Here is a 20,315-nt window from a genome sequence, read left to right on the forward strand (position 1 = left end):
GAGCGAGCGTTGAGCACCACCGAGCAGGACATCCGCAAGGGACTCGTGGGGGTCGTCGTCGACACCACGGCGATCTCGAAGGTCGACCCGGAATCGAACTCGCTGCTGTACCGCGGCTATCCGGTGCAGGAGCTGGCGGCGTCCTGCTCCTTCGAGGAGGTGTCCTGGCTGCTGTGGAAGGGCGAGCTGCCGACTCCGGCCGAGACCGAGGAGCTCCGCGCCTTCGAGCGCGCGCACCGGGAGCCGGCGCCGGGGGTGCGCGCGGTGGTCGACCTGCTGCCGGTGACGGCGCATCCGATGGACGTGGTGCGCACGGCGGTGAGCGTCCTCGGCGCGCTCGAGACGGACCCCGAGGACGAGTCGCCGGAGGCGGTCCTGGAGCGCTCGATGCGGCTCTGGGCGGTATTGCCCGCCGTCGTCGCCGCGATCCAGCGCCGCCGGCACGGGCAGGAGCCGATCGCCGCGCGCGACGATCTCGACTACTCGGAGAACTTCCTCTGGATGACCTTCGGCGAGTTGCCCGACCCGGTGGTCGTCGACGCCTTTCGAGTGTCCCTGGTGCTGTACGCCGAGCACTCGTTCAACGCCTCGACGTTCACGGCGCGCGTCGTCACCTCGACGCTCTCGGACGTCCACTCGGCCGTGACGGCGGCGGTCGGCGCGCTGAAGGGGCCGCTGCACGGCGGCGCGAACGAGGCCGTTCTGCACGTCTTCGACGAGATCGGCCTGGGGCCGGAGGCGGGTCCCCGCGCGCGGGCCTGGCTGGCGGAGGCGCTCGGGGCGAAGCGCAAGGTGATGGGCTTCGGCCACCGCGTGTACAAGTCGGGCGACTCGCGCGTGCCGACGATGGAGGCGGCGCTCCGCCGGGTCGCGGACCAGGCCGGGGCGGACGACATGCTCGAGCTCTACGACGCGCTGGCCGCGGAGATGGCCGAGCGCACGGGCATCCTGCCGAACCTCGACTACCCGTCCGGTCCGGCCTACCGCCTGATGGGCTTCGACACGGAGCTCTTCACCCCGCTCTTCGTCGCGGCCCGCGTCGTCGGCTGGACCGCGCACGTCCTGGAGCAGCGCGCCTCGAACGCGCTGATCCGCCCGCTGTCCGCGTACGACGGCCCGGCCCGCCGCACGGTCCCGGAGCGCTGACCCCCCGCATCTCGCTGTCCTGCGGAGCCGGCGCGGTCGGCGCGGTTCCCAGTACGCGCTGCGCGCGCCTCCCATGCTGGTCGAGTAGCCGCAGAGCGGCGTATCGAGACCCACCCTCCTGGTGACGGGGGATCTCGATACGCGCGCTGTGCGCGCTACTCGATCAGCAGGGCCGGCGCGCTCAGAGCGCCGCGTCGCGCTCCTGCGCGCGCAGGGCGCGCTCGACGCCGGCCAGGTTCTCGATGACGAGGCGGCGCAGCGCCGGCACGTCGGGGTTCGCGTCGAGCCACGCGCGGGTGGCGTCGACGATCGCGGGCGTCGGCGTCGCCGCCGGGTAGAAGCCGACGACGAGGTACTCCGCGATCTTGTAGCTCTTCGCGTCCCACAGCGAGCGGAGGGCGTCGAAGTACACCGGCACCATGGCCTCGAGGACGGCGGGGTCGCTGGTGTGCTGGAAGCCGAGGCCCGTCGCGCGCACGATGGTGTTCGGCGCCGAGTCGTCGAGCGTCACCGAGTCCCAGGCCGCGCGCTTGGCCTCCGCCGTCGGGATCGCCGCGCGGGCGTTCGCCGCGGACTGCGCTCCGGTCGCGGTGTTGTCGGCCGCGAGGGCCGCGTCGATGTCCGAGGCGTCCGCCCGTCCGCCGGCCACGAGCGCGATCAGCAGCTCCCAGGAGAGGTCGGTGTCGATCTCGAGCCCCGGCAGCGTCGAGGTCCCGTCGCGCAGCGCCTGCACCGCGTCCAGGTGCGCGGGCGTCGTGGCCACCGCGGCGAGCACCTTCACGAACTGGAACTGCGCGTCACTGCCGGCCTCGGCGCCCTGCGCCAGCGTCCACAGCCGGTCGCCCACCTCCGCGAGGACCTCGTCGCGGTGCTCCGGCGCGACGTACTGCGAGGCGGTGCTCACGAGCTGGCCGAGGACCGTGCGCAGCGTCGTCGACTCGGTCTCGGTCGCGATGTTGCCGAGCACGAGGCGGACGAAGTCGCGCGGAGCCGACTCGGCGTCGCGGGTCGCGTCCCAGACCGAGCCCCAGGCCAGCGAGCGCGCGAGCGGGCTGCTGATGCTCGCGAGGTGCTCGATCGCGACGGCGAGCGAGGCGTCGTCCAGCCGGATCTTCGCGTAGGCGAGGTCGTCGTCGTTGAGCAGCACCAGCGCGGGGCGGGTGCGGCCGATCAGCTCGGGCACCTCGGTGCGCTCGCCGTCCACGTCGAGCTCGAGGCGGTCGATGCGCACGAGGCGGTCGCCCTCGAAGTCGTAGAGGCCGATCGCGAGACGGTGCGGGCGGATCGTCGGGTAGTCGGCGACCGCGCTCTGCAGGATCGCGAACGAGGCGATGGCGCCCTCCTCGTCGACCACGATCTCGGGGCGGAGCGTGTTCACGCCGGCCGTCTCGAGCCACTGCGCCGACCACTCGGTCAGGTCGCGGCCGCTGGTCGCCTCGAGCTCGACCAGCAGGTCGCGCAGCTCGGTGTTCGAGAACGCGTGCTTGACGAAGTACTCGTGCACGCCGGCGAGGAACTCCTTCTCGCCGACCCAGGCCACCAGCTGCTTGAGCACCGAGGCGCCCTTGGCGTAGGTGATGCCGTCGAAGTTGACCTGGACGTCCTCGAGGTCGTTGATCGTCGCGACGATCGGGTGCGTCGAGGGCAGCTGGTCCTGGCGGTAGGCCCAGCTCTTCTCCATCGCGGCGAAGGTGGTCCAGGCCTCGGTCCACTCGGTCGCCTCGGCCGTCGCGAGGGTGGAGGCGTACTCGGCGAACGACTCGTTCAGCCAGAGGTCGTTCCACCACTTCATGGTCACCAGGTCGCCGAACCACATGTGCGCGAGCTCGTGCAGGATCGTGACGACCCGGCGCTCCTTGACCGCGTCGGTCACCTTGGACCGGAAGACGTAGGTCTCGGTGAAGGTGACCGCTCCCGCGTTCTCCATCGCGCCCGCGTTGAACTCCGGCACGAAGAGCTGGTCGTACTTCGCGAACGGGTACGGCACCCCGAACTTCTCCTCGTAGAAGGCGAAGCCCTGCTTGGTCTTCTCGAAGACGTAGTCCGCGTCGAGGAACGGCGCGAGCGAGGCGCGGGCGAAGACGCCGAGCGGGACGGTGCGGCCGTCGGAGGAGACCAGCGAGTCGGTCTCGACGACGTAGGGGCCCGCGATGAGCGCGGTGATGTAGGAGGAGATCCGCGGAGTGGGCTCGAAGCTCCAGGTCGCGACGCCGTCGCCGGCGGGCACGGGCTCGGGGGTGGGCTGGTTCGAGACGACCTGCCAGGCGGCGGGCGCGGTCACCGTGAAGGAGAAGGCGGCCTTGAGGTCGGGCTGCTCGAACACCGCGAAGACGCGGCGCGAGTCCGGGACCTCGAACTGCGAGTAGAGGTAGACCTCGCCGTCGACCGGGTCGACGAAGCGGTGCAGGCCCTCGCCGGTGTTCGTGTAGAGCGCGTCGGCGTCGACGCGCAGCACGTTCTCGGCGGCCAGCGAGTCGAGGCGGATCCGCACGCCGTCGGCGACGTCGGCCGGATCGAGCTCCACGCCGTTCAGCGTGACCGAGTGCACGGTCTTCGTGATCGCGTCGATGAAGGAGGAGGCCCCCTCCGTCGCGGTGAAGCGCACGATCGTGATGCTGCGGAAGGTCTCGGCCCCCCGCGTCAGGTCGAGGGCGACGTCGTAGGCGTCGACCTGGATCAGCGAGGCGCGCTCCTGCGCTTCGCTCCGGGTGAGGTTGTCTCCAGGCACAGGGTGCTCCATCCGTTCGTCTCGGCGCTGCCGCTTCGGCGCCGGGGTGCGGGCGCCACCGATCCACCCTAGGGCCGCGCCGCACCCGCGCACCCGAGAGGCGCCGAGAGGCGTAGCGTTGCCTCATGACCGCCGTTGACTTCTGGTTCGATCCCTCCTGCCCCTGGGCCTGGATGACCTCCCGCTTCGTGGACGAGGTGACGGAGGGGCGCGACCTCGACGTCACCTGGCACATCATGAGCCTCGCCGTGCTCAACGAGGACCAGGACGTGAGCGACGACTACCGCGCGTTCTTCCCGCGCGCCCTGCGCTACACCCGCCTCGTCGCCGCCGTCGGCGAGCGCGAGGGCCAGGAGAAGGTCAAGCCGCTCTACGACGCACTGGGCACGCGGATCCACAACGGTGGCCGCACGGACGTCGACGCGGTCATCGCCGAGTCGCTCGCCGAGCTCGGCCTCGACGCGAGCCTCGCCGCGTTCGCCGACACCGACGAGTACGACGAGCCGATGCGCGCCTCGCACTTCGACGGCATCGGCCGGGTCGGCCAGGACGTCGGCACGCCGGTCATCGCGATCGGCGACATCGCCTTCTTCGGACCGGTCATCTCGCCGATCCCGCGCGGCGAGCAGGCGCTCTCGCTCTGGGACGGCCTCGTCGCCGTGGCCTCGTACGACGGCTTCTTCGAGCTCAAGCGCTCGCGCACACGCGACCCGATCTTCGACTGAGCCGCGGTCCGCGCGGGCGACCCGGTCCTCTCCTGAGGACCGGGCCGCCGCGCGAGCGGTACCCTGACTCCCGGCCCGGATCCACGGGCCACGAACGGCTTTCCGGAGGACGAGCGCGTGCGCATCCACATCGCAACGGACCACGCCGGGCTGGACTTCAGCCGGCACCTGATCGAGCACCTCGGTGCCGCCGGCCACGACGTGGTCGACCACGGCCCCACCTCGTACGACCCGCTCGACGACTACCCCTCGTTCTGCATCAACGCGGCCGCCGCGGTCGTGCGCGACCAGGAGGCCGGCGTCGAGGCGCTCGGCATCGTCTTCGGCGGCTCCGGCAACGGAGAGCAGATCGCGGCCAACAAGGTCGCGGGCGTCCGCGCCGCGCTGGTCTGGAGCCTCAGCACCGCGGTGCTCGCCCGTCAGCACAACGACGCCAACGTGATCTCGATCGGAGCGCGCCAGCACTCGGTCGAGGAGGCGACGGACTTCATCGACGCCTTCGTCGCCGAGCCGTTCTCCTTCGAGGAGCGCCACATGCGCCGCATCGCGCAGCTCGCGGAGTACGAGACCACGGGCGACATCGCCGGCCGCACGGTCGACTCCGCCGCGAGCGGCCGCTAGGTGCCCGAGGGCCACTCCGTCCACCGCATCGCGCTGCAGTTCGAGCGCGACATCGTCGGCCACGCCGTCGCGACGAGCAGCCCGCAGGGCCGCTTCACGGAGGGTGCCGCGCTGCTGGACGGCCGCACCGTGCTCGAGTCGACCGCGGTCGGCAAGCACCTGCTGCTGCGCTTCGAGGGCGACGCGACGCTGCACGTGCACCTCGGCCTCTACGGCGCCTGGGACTTCCTCGGTCACGTCTCGCCGCTGTTCGACGACGGCAAGGCCGGCAGCAGCATCGGCGCCCCGCGCCGCCGCCGGGCCGTCCGGCTCTCCGAGACCGAGCACGAGACCGACAGCGAACTCGAGGAGTTCCCGCCGCCGCCGATCGGCGCCGTGCGCGTGCGCATCCAGACGGAGGAGACGGTCGCCGACCTGCGCGGCCCGACGGCCTGCGAGGTGATGGACGACTCGCAGGTGGAGGCGCTGCTCGCTCGGCTCGGTCCCGACCCCGCGGCGGACGACTCCGACGAGGCGCGCGACCGCTTCGTGAACCGGCTGCGCAAGACGGCCACGCCGGTGGGGCTCGTGCTGATGGACCAGTCGGTCGTCAGCGGCATCGGCAACATCTACCGCGCCGAGCTGCTCTACCGCGCCGGCCTCGACCCGCACACGCCCGGCAAGCTGGTGCCGCTCGAGCTCGCGCGCGAGCTCTGGGCCGACTGGGCGCTCCTGCTCGAGGACGGCATCCGGACCGGGATGATGATCACGCGCCGGGGCCTGACGAAGACGCAGCGCTCCGCCGCCGTGCGCAGCCGGGCCGAGCGCAACTACGTCTACAAGCGCGAGGGACTGCCCTGCCGGGTCTGCGGCACGAACGTCCTGCTCGAGGAGATCGGCGCGCGCAAGCTCTACTGGTGCCCGGTGTGCCAGTCGTGACCGCCTGAAGTGCCCGTGACGAGCGACGACCGAGAGGACCCCGTGACCCCGAGCCTGCTCCTGCGCACCGCGCGGCTCCCGGGCCGCGACGAGCCGGTGTCCGTGCTGCTCCGCGACGGCCGCATCGAGGAGATCGCTCCGGACGGCGCTCTCGACGCCACCCGTTCGGGCGACGCCGAGGTGCGCGACCTCGACGGCCGCTGGCTGCTGCCCGGGCTCTGGGACGAGCACGTGCACTTCTCCCAGTGGTCGATGACCGCTCCCCGCCTGGACGTCTCGACGGCGCGGTCGGCGGCGGAGACGGTGGCTGCGGTCCGCGCGCGGCTCGCCCTCGCACCGGACTCGCCGGCGACCCTCGTCGGCTTCGGCTTCCGCGACGGGCTCTGGCCCGACCTGCCGACGACCGCCCTGCTCGACGCGGTGGCGCCGGAGCGACCGGTGGTGCTCGTCAGCGGCGACCTGCACTGCGCCTGGGTCAACTCCGCCGCGCTGCGCCGCTACGGCTTCGCGCCGCAGGACGACATCCTCCGCGAGGAGCCCTGCTTCCGCCTGGTCACGGCGCTCGGTGCGCTCAGCGACGACGAGCTCGACGAGCTGGCCGACGAGGCGGCGCGCCGTGCGGCCGCCCGCGGCGTCGTCGGCGTCGTCGACCTCGAGATGCGCTGGAACGCGGGGGACTGGACGCGGCGGATCGCCCGCGGCACCCGCTCGCTGCGCGTCGACATCGGCGTCTACCGCGACCACCTCGACCGGGCGATCGCGGAGGGCCTGCGCACCGGGGACGAGATCGAGGGCGGTGAGGGCCTGCTCCGGATGGGTCCGCTCAAGGTGCTGATCGACGGCTCGCTGAACACCCGGACCGCCTACTGCGTGCACCCGTACGCCGGGCACGAGGGCAGCGGCGTCCTCACCGTGGACCCCGCGGAGCTCGACGAGCTGCTCGCGCAGGCGGCCGCGGCGGGCATCCGGCCGACGGTGCACGCGATCGGCGACGCGGCCGCGACGGTCGCGCTCGACGCGCTGGCCAAGGTCGGCGGCGGGCGGATCGAGCACGCGCAGCTGCTCTCGGACGCCGACCTGCCCCGCTTCGCCGAGTTCGGCGTCGTCGCCGGAGTGCAGCCGGCGCATGCGCTGGACGACCGGGAGGTCGCCGACCGCTACTGGGCCGGACGCACCGGCCGGGCCTTCGCGCTGCGCTCGCTGATCGACTCCGGAGCGACGGTCGTGCTCGGCTCGGACGCCCCGGTGGCGCCGCTCGACCCCTGGGTGGCGATTGCCGCCGCCGTCTCCCGCGCCCGGGACGGCGACGAGCCGTGGCACCCCGAGCAGCGGGTCACGATCGCGGAGGCGCTCGTCGCGTCGACCCGCACCCGGCGGCTCGCTCCGCAGGCGGGAGACGCCGCCGACCTGGTCGTCGTTGAGCGCGACCCGCTCGCCTCCGACGGCGAGCAGCTGCGCTCGATGCCCGTCGCCGCGACGCTGCTCGCCGGACGCGTCACGCACGAGGTCTGACCGGATCGTGAACGACGGACGGCCCGCCGGATCCGAGGATCCGACGGGCCGTCGCGGCGTAGGAGGCGCGTGCTCAGCTCTCGCTGACGTGCGCGAACAGGAACCAGCGGTCCTTCTCGAGGCCGCGGCCGATCTCGATCGCGACGTCCTGGCTGCTCGCGTCGATGTCGGCGAGCTCGGCGATCGCGGTGTTGACCGTGGTGATCGCGACGTCCATCAGGCCGATGACCTCGACGATGGCGTTCTCGGAGCGCTGGAAGCCCGGGGTGAGCGGGGCGGTCTGCGTGGCCGAGGCCACGGTCTGGATGCGGGCGTCGACGGGGAGGCCCAGGGCGACGACGCGCTCGGCGGCCAGGTCGGCCCACTCGATCGCGTGGCCGACGACGACGTCGAGCAGCTCGTGCACGCCGATGAAGTTGGCGCCGCGCACGTGCCAGTGCGCCTGCTTGCTGTTGACGGCCAGGGCGGTCATCTCGACGACGACCGGGCTGAGGAACTGGGCGACTCCGGATGCGACATCCGGGTTCGACGAGGTGAGCGACGTGACGGATGCAGTGGACATCGTCTGTTCCTTTCGAGAGGGGGTGACTGATCGTCAACACTACGCCGCAGCCCAGTGTTCGCAAGGAAGTGCAGGCTCGGCTAAGGCGGGAGAAGGGGAGCCTGGCCTGTGCCGGCCCGGCACGTTCGGTGCGCTTCCGAGACGGAACCGGGGGTCAGCCCCCGCGTCACTGCGAAGGGTCGCCGGTACCCTCGAGAGGATGTCCGCGCGCCCGCGAGGACCGGGGGAGGAGGCTCGCGTGCCCGCAGCGCCGACCGCCCTCGGTGAGGCCTCCGCGGCGTACCTCCGGCTCTGGCGCGAGCTGCCCCGCGAGGCCCTGTCGCTCCTGCTCGCCGTGCCGCTCGCGCTGGCGGGTGCGTTCGCGACCGGAGTCTCCCTCGCTCTGGGCCTCGGCCTGATCGGCGTGCTGATCGGGGCGGTCTTCCTCCCGCTGGCGCTGCACACCGCCCGGGGCTTCGCTCGGGCGACCCGAGCGCTCGACCGGCTCGCCGGCCGCCCTCGGATCGAGGAACCGCAGTGGCGGCGTCCGCCCGCCTCGGTCGCGCCCGCCACCTTCGCCCTCTACGGCCCGGTCGTCGACGGGCACTACTGGCTCGCGCTGCTGCACACGCTCGTCGTGGCGCCGCTGCTCGCGCTCGTCTTCGCGGCGGTCCTCGGGCTCTGGAGCTGGGCCGGCCTCGGCTCGCTGACTGCGCTGCTCGCCGGCGACTCCTCGGCGATCGTCCGGCTCGTCTCCGGGCAGTCGAGCGCAGTCCTCGGCGTTCCCGGGCCGCCCACGGCCTTCCTGGTGCTGGCCGATGTCGCGCTCGTCGTCCTGTTCCTCGCGACGCTGCCGTTCGTCACCCGCGGGCTCACCCTCGCGCGATTCCTCGTCGATCGGCTGCTGCTCGGGCCCTGGGGCTCGGAGGCGCTGCAGCGCGAGGTCGCGGAGCTCAGCGTCTCCCGCGGTGCGGCGGTCGCCGCCGAGGACCGGGCGCTGCGCCGGCTCGAGCGCGACATCCACGACGGTCCGCAGCAGCGGCTGATCCGGGTGCAGATGGACCTCGGATCGGCTCTCAACCGGGTGCGCTCCGATCCCGACTCCGCGGCGGCGCTGATCGACGAGGCGCGCGAGCACGTCCGCTCGGCGCTCGACGAGCTGCGCGCGCTCTCCCGGGGAGTCGCGCCGCCGATCCTGCAGGACCGGGGCTTCACCGCTGCGGTGCACTCGCTGGCGGTCATGAGCCCGGTGCCCGTCGAGGTGCTGGTCGAGCATCCGGTGACGGAGGTGCCGCCCGAGGTCGAGCGCAGCGTCTACTTCGTCGTCGCGGAGCTGCTCGCGAACGCGTCGAAGCACGCGTCGGCCCGCTCGATCCGCGTGCACCTCGACGTGCGGGGGACGGGCGGACCGGAGCGCTGGCTGGACGTCTGGGTCGTCGACGACGGCGTCGGCGGCGCCTCGCCCCTGCCCGGTCACGGGCTCGAGGGGGTCGCCGGGCGCGTCAGCGGGCTGCGCGGGCTGTTCACCGTCGATTCGCCCCCGGGCGGCCCGACCACGGTGGGCGTCCACGTGCCTTTCCGGCCGGTGCCCGCCCTATCCTGAGGGCGTGCCGCCCGCCTCACCGATCCGTGTCGCCCTCGCCGAGGACTCCGTGCTCCTGCGCGAGGGCCTGGTCCGACTGTTCGAGGACGCCGGCTTCTCCGTCGTCGGAGCCCACGGCGACGCCGAGGGGCTGCTCGCGGCCGTCGCCGCGGAGCCGTCCTCGGTGGACGTGGCCGTGCTCGACGTCCGCATGCCGCCCACCTTCCGCGACGAGGGCGTCCGCGCGGCCCTCGACCTCCGGCGCCTGCACCCGCGGATCGCCGTGCTCCTGCTCAGCCAGTACGTCGAGGTGACCTACGCGCACGAGCTGCTCGGCTCGGGCGAGGGCGGCATGGGCTACCTGCTCAAGGACCGCGTCGCCTCGGTGGAGGAGCTGCGCGACGCCGTCGAGCGCGTCGCGGCGGGCGGGACGGTGCTCGATCCGCAGGTCGTCGCGTCGCTGCTCCAGCGCAACCGCGACCCGCTGGCGCTCCTGACCCCGCGCGAGCGCGAGGTGCTCGAGGCGATGGCCGAGGGGCGCACGAACGCCGGCATCGCCGCCGCGCTCTTCATCGGCGTCGGCGCGGTCGAGAAGAACGTCACCTCGATCTTCCAGAAGCTCGGACTCGAGGACTCCGGCTCGGACCACCGCCGCGTGCTCGCGGTCCTCGCCTGGCTCCGCGCCGCGCGCTGAGCCGGCCCAGCAGTCGCGTCGCGTCTCCTTGGCGGAGACGCCCGCACACATGCTGGTCGAGTAGCCCCGCAGGGGCGTATCGAGACCCGCCACCGCATGCACGTCGGTCTCTTCCCCGCCCTGCGCTGGCGCCGGCGCCCCCTCCGCTCGATACGCCCGCTCCGCGGGCTACTCGATCAGCATCGACCTGACAGCCGTCCCCGCGCGCCTACTTCAGCGCCGTCCGCTCCGTGTCGTAGAGCGCCTTGACCTGGTCGGCGGTGAGGGCCTTGTCCCAGACCCGGATCTTCGCGAAGGTGCCCTTCGCGTAGTTGCCGGGGCCCGAGGTGAGCTCGACCGCGCCGACCGTGAAGTCGCCGGCGTTCGGGTTCAGGCCCTCGGTGAAGAGGTACGGGTTCTTCGCGTAGGTCGCGCCCTTGTTGTCGACGAAGCGCGGGTAGGCGACCGAGGTGCCGTCCAGGTAGGAGACCGCGTAGGTGCCGTCGTAGGTGCCGACGTGCAGCTGCCAGGTGTTCCGAGTGAACGTGTTCCCCGAGGCCGAGTAGTCGCGGGAGTACGGATAGCCGGGGGTCGGGCCGCCGGTCCGCGAGACGTGGAAGGCCGATCGCTCGTCGCCGCCGTAGAGGCCGAGGTCGTAGAAGAGGCCGTAGGAGCGGCCCGCGCGCTCGCCGTGCTCGTTCCAGGCGCCCGCGACGTAGCCGGTGCTGTCGTCGGTCATGTAGACCCAGCTCGCGACGGTGACCGCGTTGCCCGTGGCGCCGATCGTCAGGCGTCCCGCCGACTCCAGCGGCACCCGGAGGAAGCTCGTCCCGGTCATCGAGATCCCGGAGCCCCAGGGCGTCGAGGTGGTCGTGGCCTTGGTCTTGCCCGCCTGGAGCAGGGGCAGGTCGTTCGCGGTGGAGTAGTACGGCGCGGCGGACTGGGTGAAGTCCCACTGCGCGAGCGGCGCCGGAACGCCGGGCACGGTGGGGGGAGTGGTGGGCGTCGCCGTGGGGGTCGGCGTCGCCGTGGGGGTCGGCGTCGCGGTCGGTGTCGCGGTGGCGGTCGGCGTCGCCGTGGGCGTCGGAGTCCTCGTCGGAGTCGCGGTGGGTGTCGGGGTCGCGGTCGGCGTCGTCGTCGGTGCCGTGGCCGAGACGGTCAGCGCGATCGAGCCGCTGCTGCCGATGTTGCCGGCGGCGTCGCGGGCCTTGGCGATGATCACGTGCGAGGTCACGGCGAGGCTCGAGGTGGTGAGCGACCAGTCGCCGGAGGCCTGCTGCACGGCGTTCCCGACCCGGGTGGAGCCGGACCAGAAGGAGAGAGCGGTGACTCCGACGTCGTCCGACGCGGTGGCGACGAGCGTCACGGTCCGCGGGACGGTGCTCCCCGTGGCGGGCGAGGTGATGCGCGCAGTCGGCTTCGTCGTGTCGGGCTTCGGCGAGCCCGTGGCGGTCGGCGTGGCGCTGGGGCTCGGCGCGGTCGTCGGGCTCGCGGTCGGCGAGGGAGTGGTCGTCGCGGTGGGCGTCGCCGACGGGACCGGGGTCTGCGTGGGGGAGGGACTCGTCGTCGGAACGGGGGTCGAGCCGGTGTTCTGCACGGTGACGCGCGTGGCGGCGCTGTTGCCGATGTTCCCCGCCGCGTCCTTGCCCTTGGCCACGAAGACGTGCGAGCCCTCGGCCAGCGTCAGCGTGTCGAGCGGCAGCGTCCAGACGCCCGCCTGCACGGTGGCGTAGCCCAGACGGCGGGTGCCCTCCCAGAACGAGAGCTGAGTGGTCCCGACCGCGTCCGTCGCGGTTGCCGCGAGGGAGATCGTCCCCGCGACCGTCGATCCGCTCACCGGAGCGGTGATGCTCACGACCGGCTTCACCGTGTCGGCGGCGGCGCTCGCCGAGCTGCCGGGCGCGGTGGCCGCCATCGGCACCAGGAGGAGGGCTGCGAGCGCTCCCATGATCGTCGCCCGTGCGGTACGTCGTCGCATTGCAGTCCCCTTGTTCCGTCGGTCACGGAAATCCCCCCGGACCGGGGTCAGCCTAGGTCGTGCCGCCTCCTCCGCGCGTGCCCCGGACGGGGACAGATCGTGGTCGGGGTCCGACGACCGGCCAGGATCGCCGCCCGGGCGGTGACCGACGCCCCTGCGACACTGGGATCCGGCGACCGCGGAGTCCGCCGAGGAGGAGGACCGATCGCATGGCACCAGGAGCGCACCCGGACGCCCGATTGATCGCTCTGCCGAGCGGATCCCCGGTCGTCGCCGACTCGGCCTGGGTCGCCCCGGGCGCGACCCTCGTCGGAGCGGTGGTGCTGGAGGAGGAGTCGAGCGTCTGGTACGGCGCCGTCCTCCGCGCGGAGAAGGCGCGCATCCGGATCGGCCGCGGCAGCAACCTGCAGGACGGCGTGATCGTGCACGTGGACGAGGGCTTCGACGCGACTCTCGGCGCGGGGGTCTCGGTCGGGCACAACGCCGTGCTGCACGGCTGCACCCTCGAGTCCGACGTGCTCGTCGGGATGAACGCGACCGTCCTGAGCGGGGCGGTGATCGGCTCCGGGTCGCTCGTGGCCGCCGGCGCCGTGGTGCTCGAGGGCACCGTCGTGCCGCCGGGCTCCCTCGTCGCGGGCGTTCCGGCGAAGGTGCGCCGCGAGCTGTCCGAGCAGGAGCGGGACGGGATCCGCCGCAACGCCGCGTCCTACCTCGTCCTGGCCGATCTGCATCGGGGAGCGGCCGGCGGCGGGACCGACTGAGGCGGTCAGGGAGCGCCAGGGGATCGATCGGCGCCAGAAGTTTCCGCCTCGGCGGTGAGGATCTCTACCGTTCGGGAACAGGTTCCGCCGCGTCACTCCCGGTGCGCGGTCGCCGCCCTCGGATCGACGGCTCGCCGATCGATCGGACACCTCTGTCTCCGTCCCACTCTTCCCGAGGAGAATCGTGTCCCCGCACCGACCCCGCCGTTCCCCCCTGATCGTCCTCGGCCTCGCCGCGGCCGTGCTCGCGGGAGGGGCGATCGCCCCCGCCGCCGCCGCGACACCGTCCGAGCTGTCCGTCGTCGCCTTCGGCGATTCGATCACCCGAGCCGCCGCGACCTGCGGCACGGAGGAGGACTGCCCGGTCAACTCCTGGTCGACCGGATCCGCGCCCGAGGTCCGCTCCATCGCGACCCGCCTCCAGGAGGTGGCTCCGCAGCGCACGGTCACGACCGACAACCGCGCGAAGTCCGGCAGCCGCATCGCCGAGGTCTCCGCGGCGGTCACGGCGGCACAGGCGGCCGGGGCCGCTCCGGATGTGGTCACGCTCCTCATCGGCGGCAACGACCTCTGCAGCCCCGACGTCCCGGCCGGGCCGGACGGCTACGCGATGACGCCCGCCGCGGACTTCTCCGCCTCGGCGTCGAGTCTGCTCCGGCAGATCAGCTCGGCCTGGCCTCGGGCGACCGTGCTGCTCGGGTCGGTGCCGGACATCGGGTCCGAGTGGGAGGTCGTCCAGGGCACACCGGGCAAGCTGATCTGGGGACTGTTCAGCATCTGCCGGACCACGCGCGGGGCCAAGGCCGACAACCACGTCCAGAGGGGGGCCGCCTTCGAGGCGGCGGTCGCCGCAGCCGAGGAGCGCACGGATCAGTACAACGAGGCTCTGGCCGCGGCCTGCTCCGCAGCGGGCCCGCAGTGCGTCTGGGACGGCGGAGCCCTGACCAGGACCCCTGTCACGAAGGACGTCCTCTCGACGGTCGACTACTTCCACCCGAACGTCGCCGGCCAGGCGCTGGTCGCCAGCGTCCTGTGGGGCCCGGCGGCGGTTCCCGCGTGGGCGGTCCCGCACTCCGCAGGCGCTCCGGCTCCGGCTCCGGCGGACCTCCCGACGCTCGACGAGATCGGCATCGCCGATTCGACGAGCGGCGCCCCGGACGAGTCGAGGACGCGGGTCGGCATGCCCGAGAACGTGACCGAGCGCGTGACGCTCGGCCGTCCGGCTGGAGCGCAGCCGTCCGAGGGGAGCCCGTCTCCGGAGGACCTCCAGCAGACCGCCGCCGTCGGCCGCTAGCTCGAAGGAGGCGCACCGATCGTCAGAGTGCGCCACGTGGTCAAATGCCGACAACTGCTCGATGAACGCCAGTCGAGTCGATCCGTGCCACAAGTTGGCGGCCTGCGGAGGAGCGGAAATACCTTTCCCCACGAGGTTCCGCCGGCGTCGTCCGCGGTCCTCATCGCGGTCGGTCGACCGCTGGAGCCGACGGTCGAACGACCGTGCTCCGCCCTCCTTCATCACCGTCCTTGAGAAGAGCCATGTCCCTCCGTTCCCGCCTGTCCACCGTCGCTCTCGCGGCACTGCTCCTCGCCGGAGGAGCCGCCGCCCCGTCCGCCACCGCCGCCGAGGCCCCCGCGCTCTCGGTCGCCTCGTTCGGCGACTCGATCACCCGCGCCGCCACCACCTGCGGAGGCCGGGGCGACTGCCCCGTCAACTCCTGGGCCACCGGTTCCGCACCCGCGGTCCACTCCGTCGCCACCCGCCTCCAGGAGCTGAACCCGGGTCGCACCGTCACGTCGACGAACTACGCCAAGTCAGGCAGCCGGATCGCGGGAGTCGCCTCGGCGGTGTCCGCCGCGGCGGCCGCCGGGGCCCGACCCGACGTCGTGACGCTGCTCATCGGCGGCAACGACCTCTGCCACCCCGATCTCCGGGCCGCCGCCGACGGCTACGCGATGACGCCCGCCGACGCGTTCGCCGCGTCCGCGACGAGTGCGCTGCAGCGGATCAGGTCCGCCTGGCCGGAGGCGACCGTCCTCGTCGGGTCGGTCCCGGACGTGGCGTCCGAGTGGGCCGCGGTGCAGACCGGCGCGGGCGCGAGGACCTGGCCGTCGGCCAAGCTGTGCCGGACGACGCGCGGGGCCCTCGCCGACAACGTCGTCCAGACCGGTGACGCCTTCACCTCGACGGTGGCGGCCGCGGCCGAGCGCACGCGGCAGTACGACGACGCGCTCGCCTCGGCTTGCGCGGCCGAGGGCCCGCACTGCGTCTGGGACGGCGGCGCCCTCAGCCGCACGGAGATCAACCCCGAGATCGTCTCGAGCGTCGACTCCTTCCACCCGAACGTCCAGGGCCAGGCCCTGATCGCGCGGGTGCTCTGGGGTCCCGAGGCGGTCCCCGCCTGGGCCGCGCGCCTCACCCAGGGCGCTCCGGTCTCCCCGCCGGTGCCGGCGGTCACCGACGCACCGGTCCCGACGACGCCCACTCCGACGACGACTCCCGCCCCGACGACCACCCCGTCGTCGAAGACCACCCCCGCGCCGAAGGCCACTCCGGCCCCGGCCGGCGCGCGCCGAGCGACGAAGACCGTGACTCCTGCGCGGCCCACGACCCCGGCACCCGCAGGGACCCGCGCTCCGGCGTCCGGCTCGACCCCGAGCACGACTACGAGCCGAGGCCTCGCCGGCACGAAGGACACGACCGCGCCGACGGTGCGCATCACCGGCCCGGTCGCCGGCGGCTCGGTCTCGGGGAACGTCGCCCTGGCCGCCGTCTCCGACGACGACACCGCGTCGCTCGTCTTCTCGAGCGAGGGTCGCCGCCTCGGCTCGGCGAAGCACGCGGCGAACGGCGGCTGGACGCTGACCGTGTCGACCAGGGGCTTCCCGAAGGGCGAGCACGATCTCGTCGCCACCGCGACCGACCGCTCGGGCAACACGGGGACGAGTGCCCCCGTCACCGTCACGGTCCGCTGACCAGCAGGGGCCGCCGTCAGACGCCCAGGGGACCGCGGTGGTCCTCGTCGGAGCCGTGCAGGACTCACCGAAGGATTCGACCCGTGCCGCGCCTCACCTATGGGGGGAGCAGGCCGGTCCTGAGGCGGTATCGCGGTGCTGCGCCGTCGGCCAGGCTCTGAGCAGCCGGCACCGCCGGAGTGGCCGGGCTCCCTGAGCGGCGCTTCTCCGGGCGGATCCGGCGGTTCCCCTCCCCGTCCCCCCGGTCGCCCGGTCGACGGAGCCCGCGCCCCCGCCTCGCTCCGCCGCCGCGGCACCACGTCGCCCCACGAGAGCAGAGTCATGCCCCCGCGCCCGGCCCGCCGTTCCCCCCTGTCCGTCCTCCTCCTCATCGCCCTCCTCGTCGGCGCGGCCGCGGTGCCCGCCGCGGCCGCCGAACCGGCCCCGACCCTGTCGGTCGTCTCCTTCGGCGACTCGATCACCCGTGGCGCCTCGAGCTGCGGCACCCGCGCCGACTGCCCGGTCAACTCCTGGTCGACGGGAACCGCGAGTGCGGTCCGCTCGATCGCCACCCGCCTCCAGGAGGTGAACCCGGGCAGCGTCGTCACCACGGCGAACTACGCCAAGTCGGGGAGCCGGATCAACGCCGTCGCCTCGACCGTGACCGCTGCCGCCTCGGCCGGCGCGGACCCCGACGTCGTCACCCTCCTGGTGGGCGGGAACGACCTCTGCCACCCCGACCTCACGGGCGCCGCCGACGGGTACGCGATGACTCCCGCCGCGTCCTTCAGCGCGTCGGCGTCGAGCCTGCTGCGTCAGATCGGCTCGACCTGGCCGGAGGCGACGGTCCTCGTCGGCTCGATGCCGGACATCGCGTCGGAGTGGGCGGGCCTGCGCGGGGGACCGGCCGAGGCGGGCTGGCCGGCGAACCGGCTCTGCCGCACGACCCGCGGGGCGACGGCCGACAACGTCGTCCAGACCGGTGACGCCTATACCGCGGCGGTCGCCGCAGCGGCGCAGCGCACCCGTCAGTTCAACGACGCCCTCGCCGCGGCCTGCTCCGCCGTCGGCTCCCGCTGCGTCTGGGACGACGGCGCCTTCACCGCCGCCACCGTCTCGCCCGACATCGTGTCCACCGTCGACTACTTCCACCCCAACGCCCGCGGCCAGGCCCTGATCGCCGACATCCTCTGGGGTCCCGAGGCCGTGCCCGACTGGGCGGCGTCCGAGCCGACGTCGACGCCCGTGCCGTCCGCGCCGCCGACCGCTGAGCCGACGAGCGTGCCGACGCCCAGCGCCTCCCCGGCACCGACAGCCGTCCCCGAGCCGACCGATCCTGCCGAGACCCCCACCCCGACGGCCTCCCCGACCACCACCCCGACTCCGTCTCCGGCCGCGACTGCTACGCCGACCGCGACTGCCACGCCGACCGCGACTGCCACGCCGACCGCGACTGCCACGCCGACCGCGATGCCGAGTGCGACCGCGACTCCGATCGCCGCCCCGAGTCCGACTGCAACCGCGACTCCGACTGCATCGCCGACTCCGACTCCGACCGCGACCGCGACTCCGACTCCGACTGCCTCTCCGACCCCGACGCGCACGCCGACGCCGACACCGACTCCGGCCCGAGACACGGCTGCACCGTCCTCGCGCGTCACCAGCCCGACCGCGGGCAGCACCGTCGTCGGAACGGTCACCCTCGTCGCGGTCGCGGACGCCGACACCACGTCCCTGGTCTTCTGGACGGGCAGCACGCGGATCGGGACGGCGAAGAAGGCGGCCGACGGCACCTGGAAGCTGACCGTCTCCACCAAGGGCTTCCCCAAGGGCGAGCACCAGGTCGTGGCGAAGGCGTCGGACGCCGCGGGCAACACCGCGACGAGCGCCCCGGTCGCCGTCACCGTCCGCTGAGCTCCGCCGCCGTGCTGATCGAGTAGCTCTTGCAGGGGGCGTGTCGAGATCCACCTCTGCTGAGGACGGTGGGTCTCGATACGCCGCTGCGCGGCTACTCGACCAGCATGCGGAAGCGCGCGGAAGCCCAGCTGATCGAGCAGCCCTCGCAGAGGGCGTGTCGAGATCCGTCCCTGCTGAGGACGGTGGGTCTCGATACGCCGCTGCGCGGCTACTCGACCAGCAAGAAGGAAGAAAGAATCGGAGGGGCTGACGAGAATCGAACTCGCATCATCTGTTTGGAAGACAGAGGCTTTACCACTAAGCTACAGCCCCGAAATCGGCAGTCCGGAGAACCCGCCGCGGGCCGCCCTCTCGGGCGGGGCCCGTCGTCTCGACCGGGCACCAGGACACTGTAGTACACGAGGCGAAGCGGCGGCGACGCCGACCCGCGGAAGCCGCCCCGCGCGCCTGTTCCGGTCGCAGGAGTGCGGTGCAGTACACTTGCGAAGGCCATTTCGGCGTGTCGCGCCAGTGACCGTGCAGGAAGGGCTCGACGAGAGTCCTCATCGGCACGGTGCACCGGCCCGCGCAACCGGGGCGTAGCTCAGCTTGGCTAGAGCGCCCGCTTTGGGAGCGGGAGGTCGCAGGTTCGAATCCTGTCGCCCCGACCACGAGTACTCATCGTGACGACATCGACCCGTGACGACCGGTCACACGGCGCCGACACCAACCAGCACAGGAGATCCCCTCACGTGAAGACCACGGTAGAAAAGCTGAGCCCGACCCGCGTCAAGCTCGCGATTTCGGTCACCCCGGACGAGCTCGGCCCCAGCATCACCCACGCCTACGGCCACATCGCCGAGCAGATCAACGTCCCCGGCTTCCGCAAGGGCAAGGTCCCGCCGGCGATCGTCGACCAGCGGGTCGGCAAGGCCGCCGTCCTCGAGCACGCCGTCAACGAGGGGCTCGACGGCTTCTACCGCGAGGCCGTCCGCGAGACCGAGGTGCGCCCCCTGGGCCGCCCGCAGGCCGACATCGTCGCCTGGCCGAGCGACAAGGACTTCACCGGCGACCTCGAGCTCGCCATCGAGGTCGACGTCCGCCCCGAGATCACCGTCCCGGCCTACGACGGCCTCGAGCTGACGGTCGACGCGGCCGAGGTGACCGACGCCGACGTCGACGCCGAGCTCGACAAGCTCCGCAGCCGCTTCGGCACGCTCGTCACCGTCGATCGCCCCGCGACGACCGGCGACTTCGCGCAGATCGACCTCATCGCGACCATCGACGGCGTCGAGGTCGACACGGCCAACGCCATCTCCTACGAGCTCGGCTCGGGCGAGCTGATCGAGGGCATCGACGAGGCGCTCGACTCGCTCACCGCGGGGGAGAGCACCACGTTCACCGCTCCGCTGCTCGGTGGCGACCACGCCGGCCAGCAGGCCGAGATCGCCGTCACGCTCACCGCCGTCAAGGAGCGCGAGCTCCCCGACGCCGACGACGACTTCGCGCAGATCGCCAGCGAGTTCGACACCATCGCCGAGCTGCGCGACTCGCTCAAGGAGCAGGCCGCCCAGCAGAAGACCTTCGGTCAGGGCGGCCAGGCGCGCGAGAAGCTCGTCGAGGCCCTCCTCGGCCTCGTCGAGGTCCCCGTCCCCGCCGCGCTCGTCGAGGACGAGGTGCACCGCCACCTCGAGGGCGAGAACCGCCTCGAGGACGCCGAGCACCGCGCCGAGGTCACCGAGGCGAGCGAGAAGACCTTCAAGACCCAGATCCTCCTCGACCACGTCGTCGAGCAGGAGAAGGTCCAGGTCAGCCAGGACGAGCTCACGCAGTACCTGATCCAGGGTGCGGCGCAGTACGGCATGGAGCCGAACGAGTTCATCAAGATCCTCTCCGAGAACAACCAGATCGGCCAGATGGTCGGCGAGGTCGCCCGCAACAAGGCGCTCGCGATCGTCCTGGGCAAGGCGAAGGTCACCGACACCGAGGGCAACGCCGTCGACCTGACCGCGTTCACCGCCGTCCCCGGCGACGACGCGGACGAGACCGCCGACGACGCCGCGACCGACGAGGTCGACGCACCCGCTGCCGAGGCCGTCGAGGAGGCCGTCGTCGAGGAGGCCCCCGCCGCCGAGGCGCCCGCCGAGGAGGAGGCCGCTCCGGCCCCCAAGAAGAAGCGCGCCCCCGCGAAGAAGAAGGCTCCGGCCTCCGAGGAGACCCCGGCCGCCGAGTAGTCCTCGACGCAGAACGACAGGAGCCGCTCCCGGATCACCGGGGGCGGC

15 protein-coding genes and 2 tRNA genes are annotated in these 20,315 nt (G+C 72.9%); 13 read left to right on the plus strand and 4 right to left on the minus strand.

Annotated elements, in window-relative coordinates:
• Positions 1–9 precede the first annotated feature (9 nt).
• The gene (locus tag EDF45_RS15390) at positions 10–1,146 is read left to right on the plus strand and encodes a bifunctional 2-methylcitrate synthase/citrate synthase (RefSeq protein ID WP_123736902.1); all 1,137 of its coding nucleotides are present in this window, start codon (positions 10–12) and stop codon (positions 1,144–1,146) included.
• A 181-nt stretch (positions 1,147–1,327) separates the two neighbouring features.
• On the opposite strand, the gene pepN is transcribed toward EDF45_RS15390, so the two are convergent.
• Positions 1,328–3,874, minus strand: coding sequence for an aminopeptidase N (gene pepN / locus EDF45_RS15395; RefSeq protein ID WP_123736903.1), 2,547 nt, complete (start codon positions 3,872–3,874; stop codon positions 1,328–1,330).
• Between the two features lie 125 nt (positions 3,875–3,999).
• On the opposite strand from pepN, the gene EDF45_RS15400 reads away from it, so the two are divergent.
• The 4 genes from EDF45_RS15400 to EDF45_RS15415 all read left to right on the plus strand — a co-directional run bounded on the left by EDF45_RS15400 (position 4,000) and on the right by EDF45_RS15415 (position 7,650).
• A complete protein-coding gene (locus EDF45_RS15400) occupies positions 4,000–4,599 on the plus strand; it encodes a DsbA family protein (RefSeq protein WP_123736904.1) in 600 nt (199 codons plus the stop codon).
• Between the two features lie 117 nt (positions 4,600–4,716).
• Positions 4,717–5,220 (plus strand): ribose-5-phosphate isomerase, encoded by a 504-nt coding sequence (locus EDF45_RS15405; protein WP_123445790.1) that lies wholly within the window; start codon positions 4,717–4,719, stop codon positions 5,218–5,220.
• Entirely contained in the window at positions 5,221–6,138 is a 918-nt protein-coding gene (locus tag EDF45_RS15410) for an Fpg/Nei family DNA glycosylase (protein WP_123736905.1), read from the plus strand.
• Between the two features lie 42 nt (positions 6,139–6,180).
• A complete protein-coding gene (locus tag EDF45_RS15415; protein ID WP_123736994.1) occupies positions 6,181–7,650 on the plus strand; it encodes an amidohydrolase in 1,470 nt (489 codons plus the stop codon).
• A 73-nt stretch (positions 7,651–7,723) separates the two neighbouring features.
• Here EDF45_RS15415 and EDF45_RS15420 read toward each other — a convergent pair whose 3' ends face one another.
• Positions 7,724–8,212, minus strand: coding sequence for a Dps family protein (locus tag EDF45_RS15420; RefSeq protein ID WP_123445793.1), 489 nt, complete (start codon positions 8,210–8,212; stop codon positions 7,724–7,726).
• A 238-nt stretch (positions 8,213–8,450) separates the two neighbouring features.
• Here EDF45_RS15420 and EDF45_RS15425 point away from each other — a divergent pair, with 238 nt between their 5' ends.
• Positions 8,451–9,794, plus strand: a complete 1,344-nt coding sequence (locus EDF45_RS15425; RefSeq protein WP_185020213.1) for a sensor domain-containing protein — start codon at positions 8,451–8,453, stop codon at positions 9,792–9,794.
• Between the two features lie 4 nt (positions 9,795–9,798).
• Positions 9,799–10,467 carry a response regulator transcription factor gene (locus EDF45_RS15430; protein WP_123703482.1) on the plus strand — a complete coding sequence of 223 codons (669 nt, stop codon included), beginning with the start codon at positions 9,799–9,801 and terminating at the stop codon, positions 10,465–10,467.
• A gap of 208 nt (positions 10,468–10,675) precedes the next feature.
• Here the strand turns inward: EDF45_RS15430 and EDF45_RS21350 are convergent, their stop codons facing one another.
• On the minus strand, positions 10,676–12,424 hold the full coding sequence (locus EDF45_RS21350) for an Ig-like domain-containing protein (protein WP_185020214.1): 1,749 nt from the start codon (positions 12,422–12,424) through the stop codon (positions 10,676–10,678).
• 209 nt (positions 12,425–12,633) lie between these two features.
• Here EDF45_RS21350 and EDF45_RS15450 point away from each other — a divergent pair, with 209 nt between their 5' ends.
• The 4 genes from EDF45_RS15450 (at position 12,634) to EDF45_RS15465 (ending at position 18,051) form a co-directional block, all read left to right on the plus strand.
• Complete coding sequence (locus tag EDF45_RS15450) at positions 12,634–13,185, plus strand: gamma carbonic anhydrase family protein (protein WP_123736909.1); 552 nt, start codon at positions 12,634–12,636, stop codon at positions 13,183–13,185.
• Positions 13,186–13,369: 184 nt separating this feature from the next.
• A complete protein-coding gene (locus tag EDF45_RS15455) occupies positions 13,370–14,479 on the plus strand; it encodes a GDSL-type esterase/lipase family protein (protein WP_185020215.1) in 1,110 nt (369 codons plus the stop codon).
• Between the two features lie 242 nt (positions 14,480–14,721).
• Complete coding sequence (locus EDF45_RS15460; RefSeq protein WP_123736911.1) at positions 14,722–16,158, plus strand: GDSL-type esterase/lipase family protein; 1,437 nt, start codon at positions 14,722–14,724, stop codon at positions 16,156–16,158.
• A 321-nt stretch (positions 16,159–16,479) separates the two neighbouring features.
• Entirely contained in the window at positions 16,480–18,051 is a 1,572-nt protein-coding gene (locus EDF45_RS15465) for a GDSL-type esterase/lipase family protein (protein WP_123736912.1), read from the plus strand.
• A gap of 244 nt (positions 18,052–18,295) precedes the next feature.
• Here EDF45_RS15465 and EDF45_RS15470 read toward each other — a convergent pair.
• Positions 18,296–18,366, minus strand: a tRNA-Gly gene (locus EDF45_RS15470).
• Between the two features lie 260 nt (positions 18,367–18,626).
• Here EDF45_RS15470 and EDF45_RS15475 point away from each other — a divergent pair.
• Positions 18,627–18,704 (plus strand) — tRNA-Pro (locus EDF45_RS15475).
• A gap of 81 nt (positions 18,705–18,785) precedes the next feature.
• Positions 18,786–20,267: a trigger factor gene (gene tig / locus EDF45_RS15480; protein WP_123736913.1), complete on the plus strand. Its 1,482-nt coding sequence runs from the start codon at positions 18,786–18,788 to the stop codon at positions 20,265–20,267.
• Positions 20,268–20,315 lie beyond the last annotated feature (48 nt).

This window comes from Rathayibacter sp. PhB186 (assembly GCF_003751825.1).
In the GTDB taxonomy this organism is placed as follows: Bacteria; Actinomycetota; Actinomycetes; order Actinomycetales; family Microbacteriaceae; genus Rathayibacter; species Rathayibacter festucae.

Bases quoted from the DNA above. Each gene is read 5' to 3' on its own strand.
- EDF45_RS15400 (WP_123736904.1), top strand. From the start codon at position 4,000: ATGACCGCCGTTGACTTCTGGTTCGATCCCTCCTGCCCCTGGGCCTGG.
- EDF45_RS15420 (WP_123445793.1), bottom strand. From the start codon at position 8,212: ATGTCCACTGCATCCGTCACGTCGCTCACCTCGTCGAACCCGGATGTC.
- EDF45_RS21350 (WP_185020214.1), bottom strand. From the start codon at position 12,424: ATGCGACGACGTACCGCACGGGCGACGATCATGGGAGCGCTCGCAGCC.
- EDF45_RS15450 (WP_123736909.1), top strand. From the start codon at position 12,634: ATGGCACCAGGAGCGCACCCGGACGCCCGATTGATCGCTCTGCCGAGC.
- EDF45_RS15460 (WP_123736911.1), top strand. From the start codon at position 14,722: ATGTCCCTCCGTTCCCGCCTGTCCACCGTCGCTCTCGCGGCACTGCTC.
- EDF45_RS15465 (WP_123736912.1), top strand. From the start codon at position 16,480: ATGCCCCCGCGCCCGGCCCGCCGTTCCCCCCTGTCCGTCCTCCTCCTC.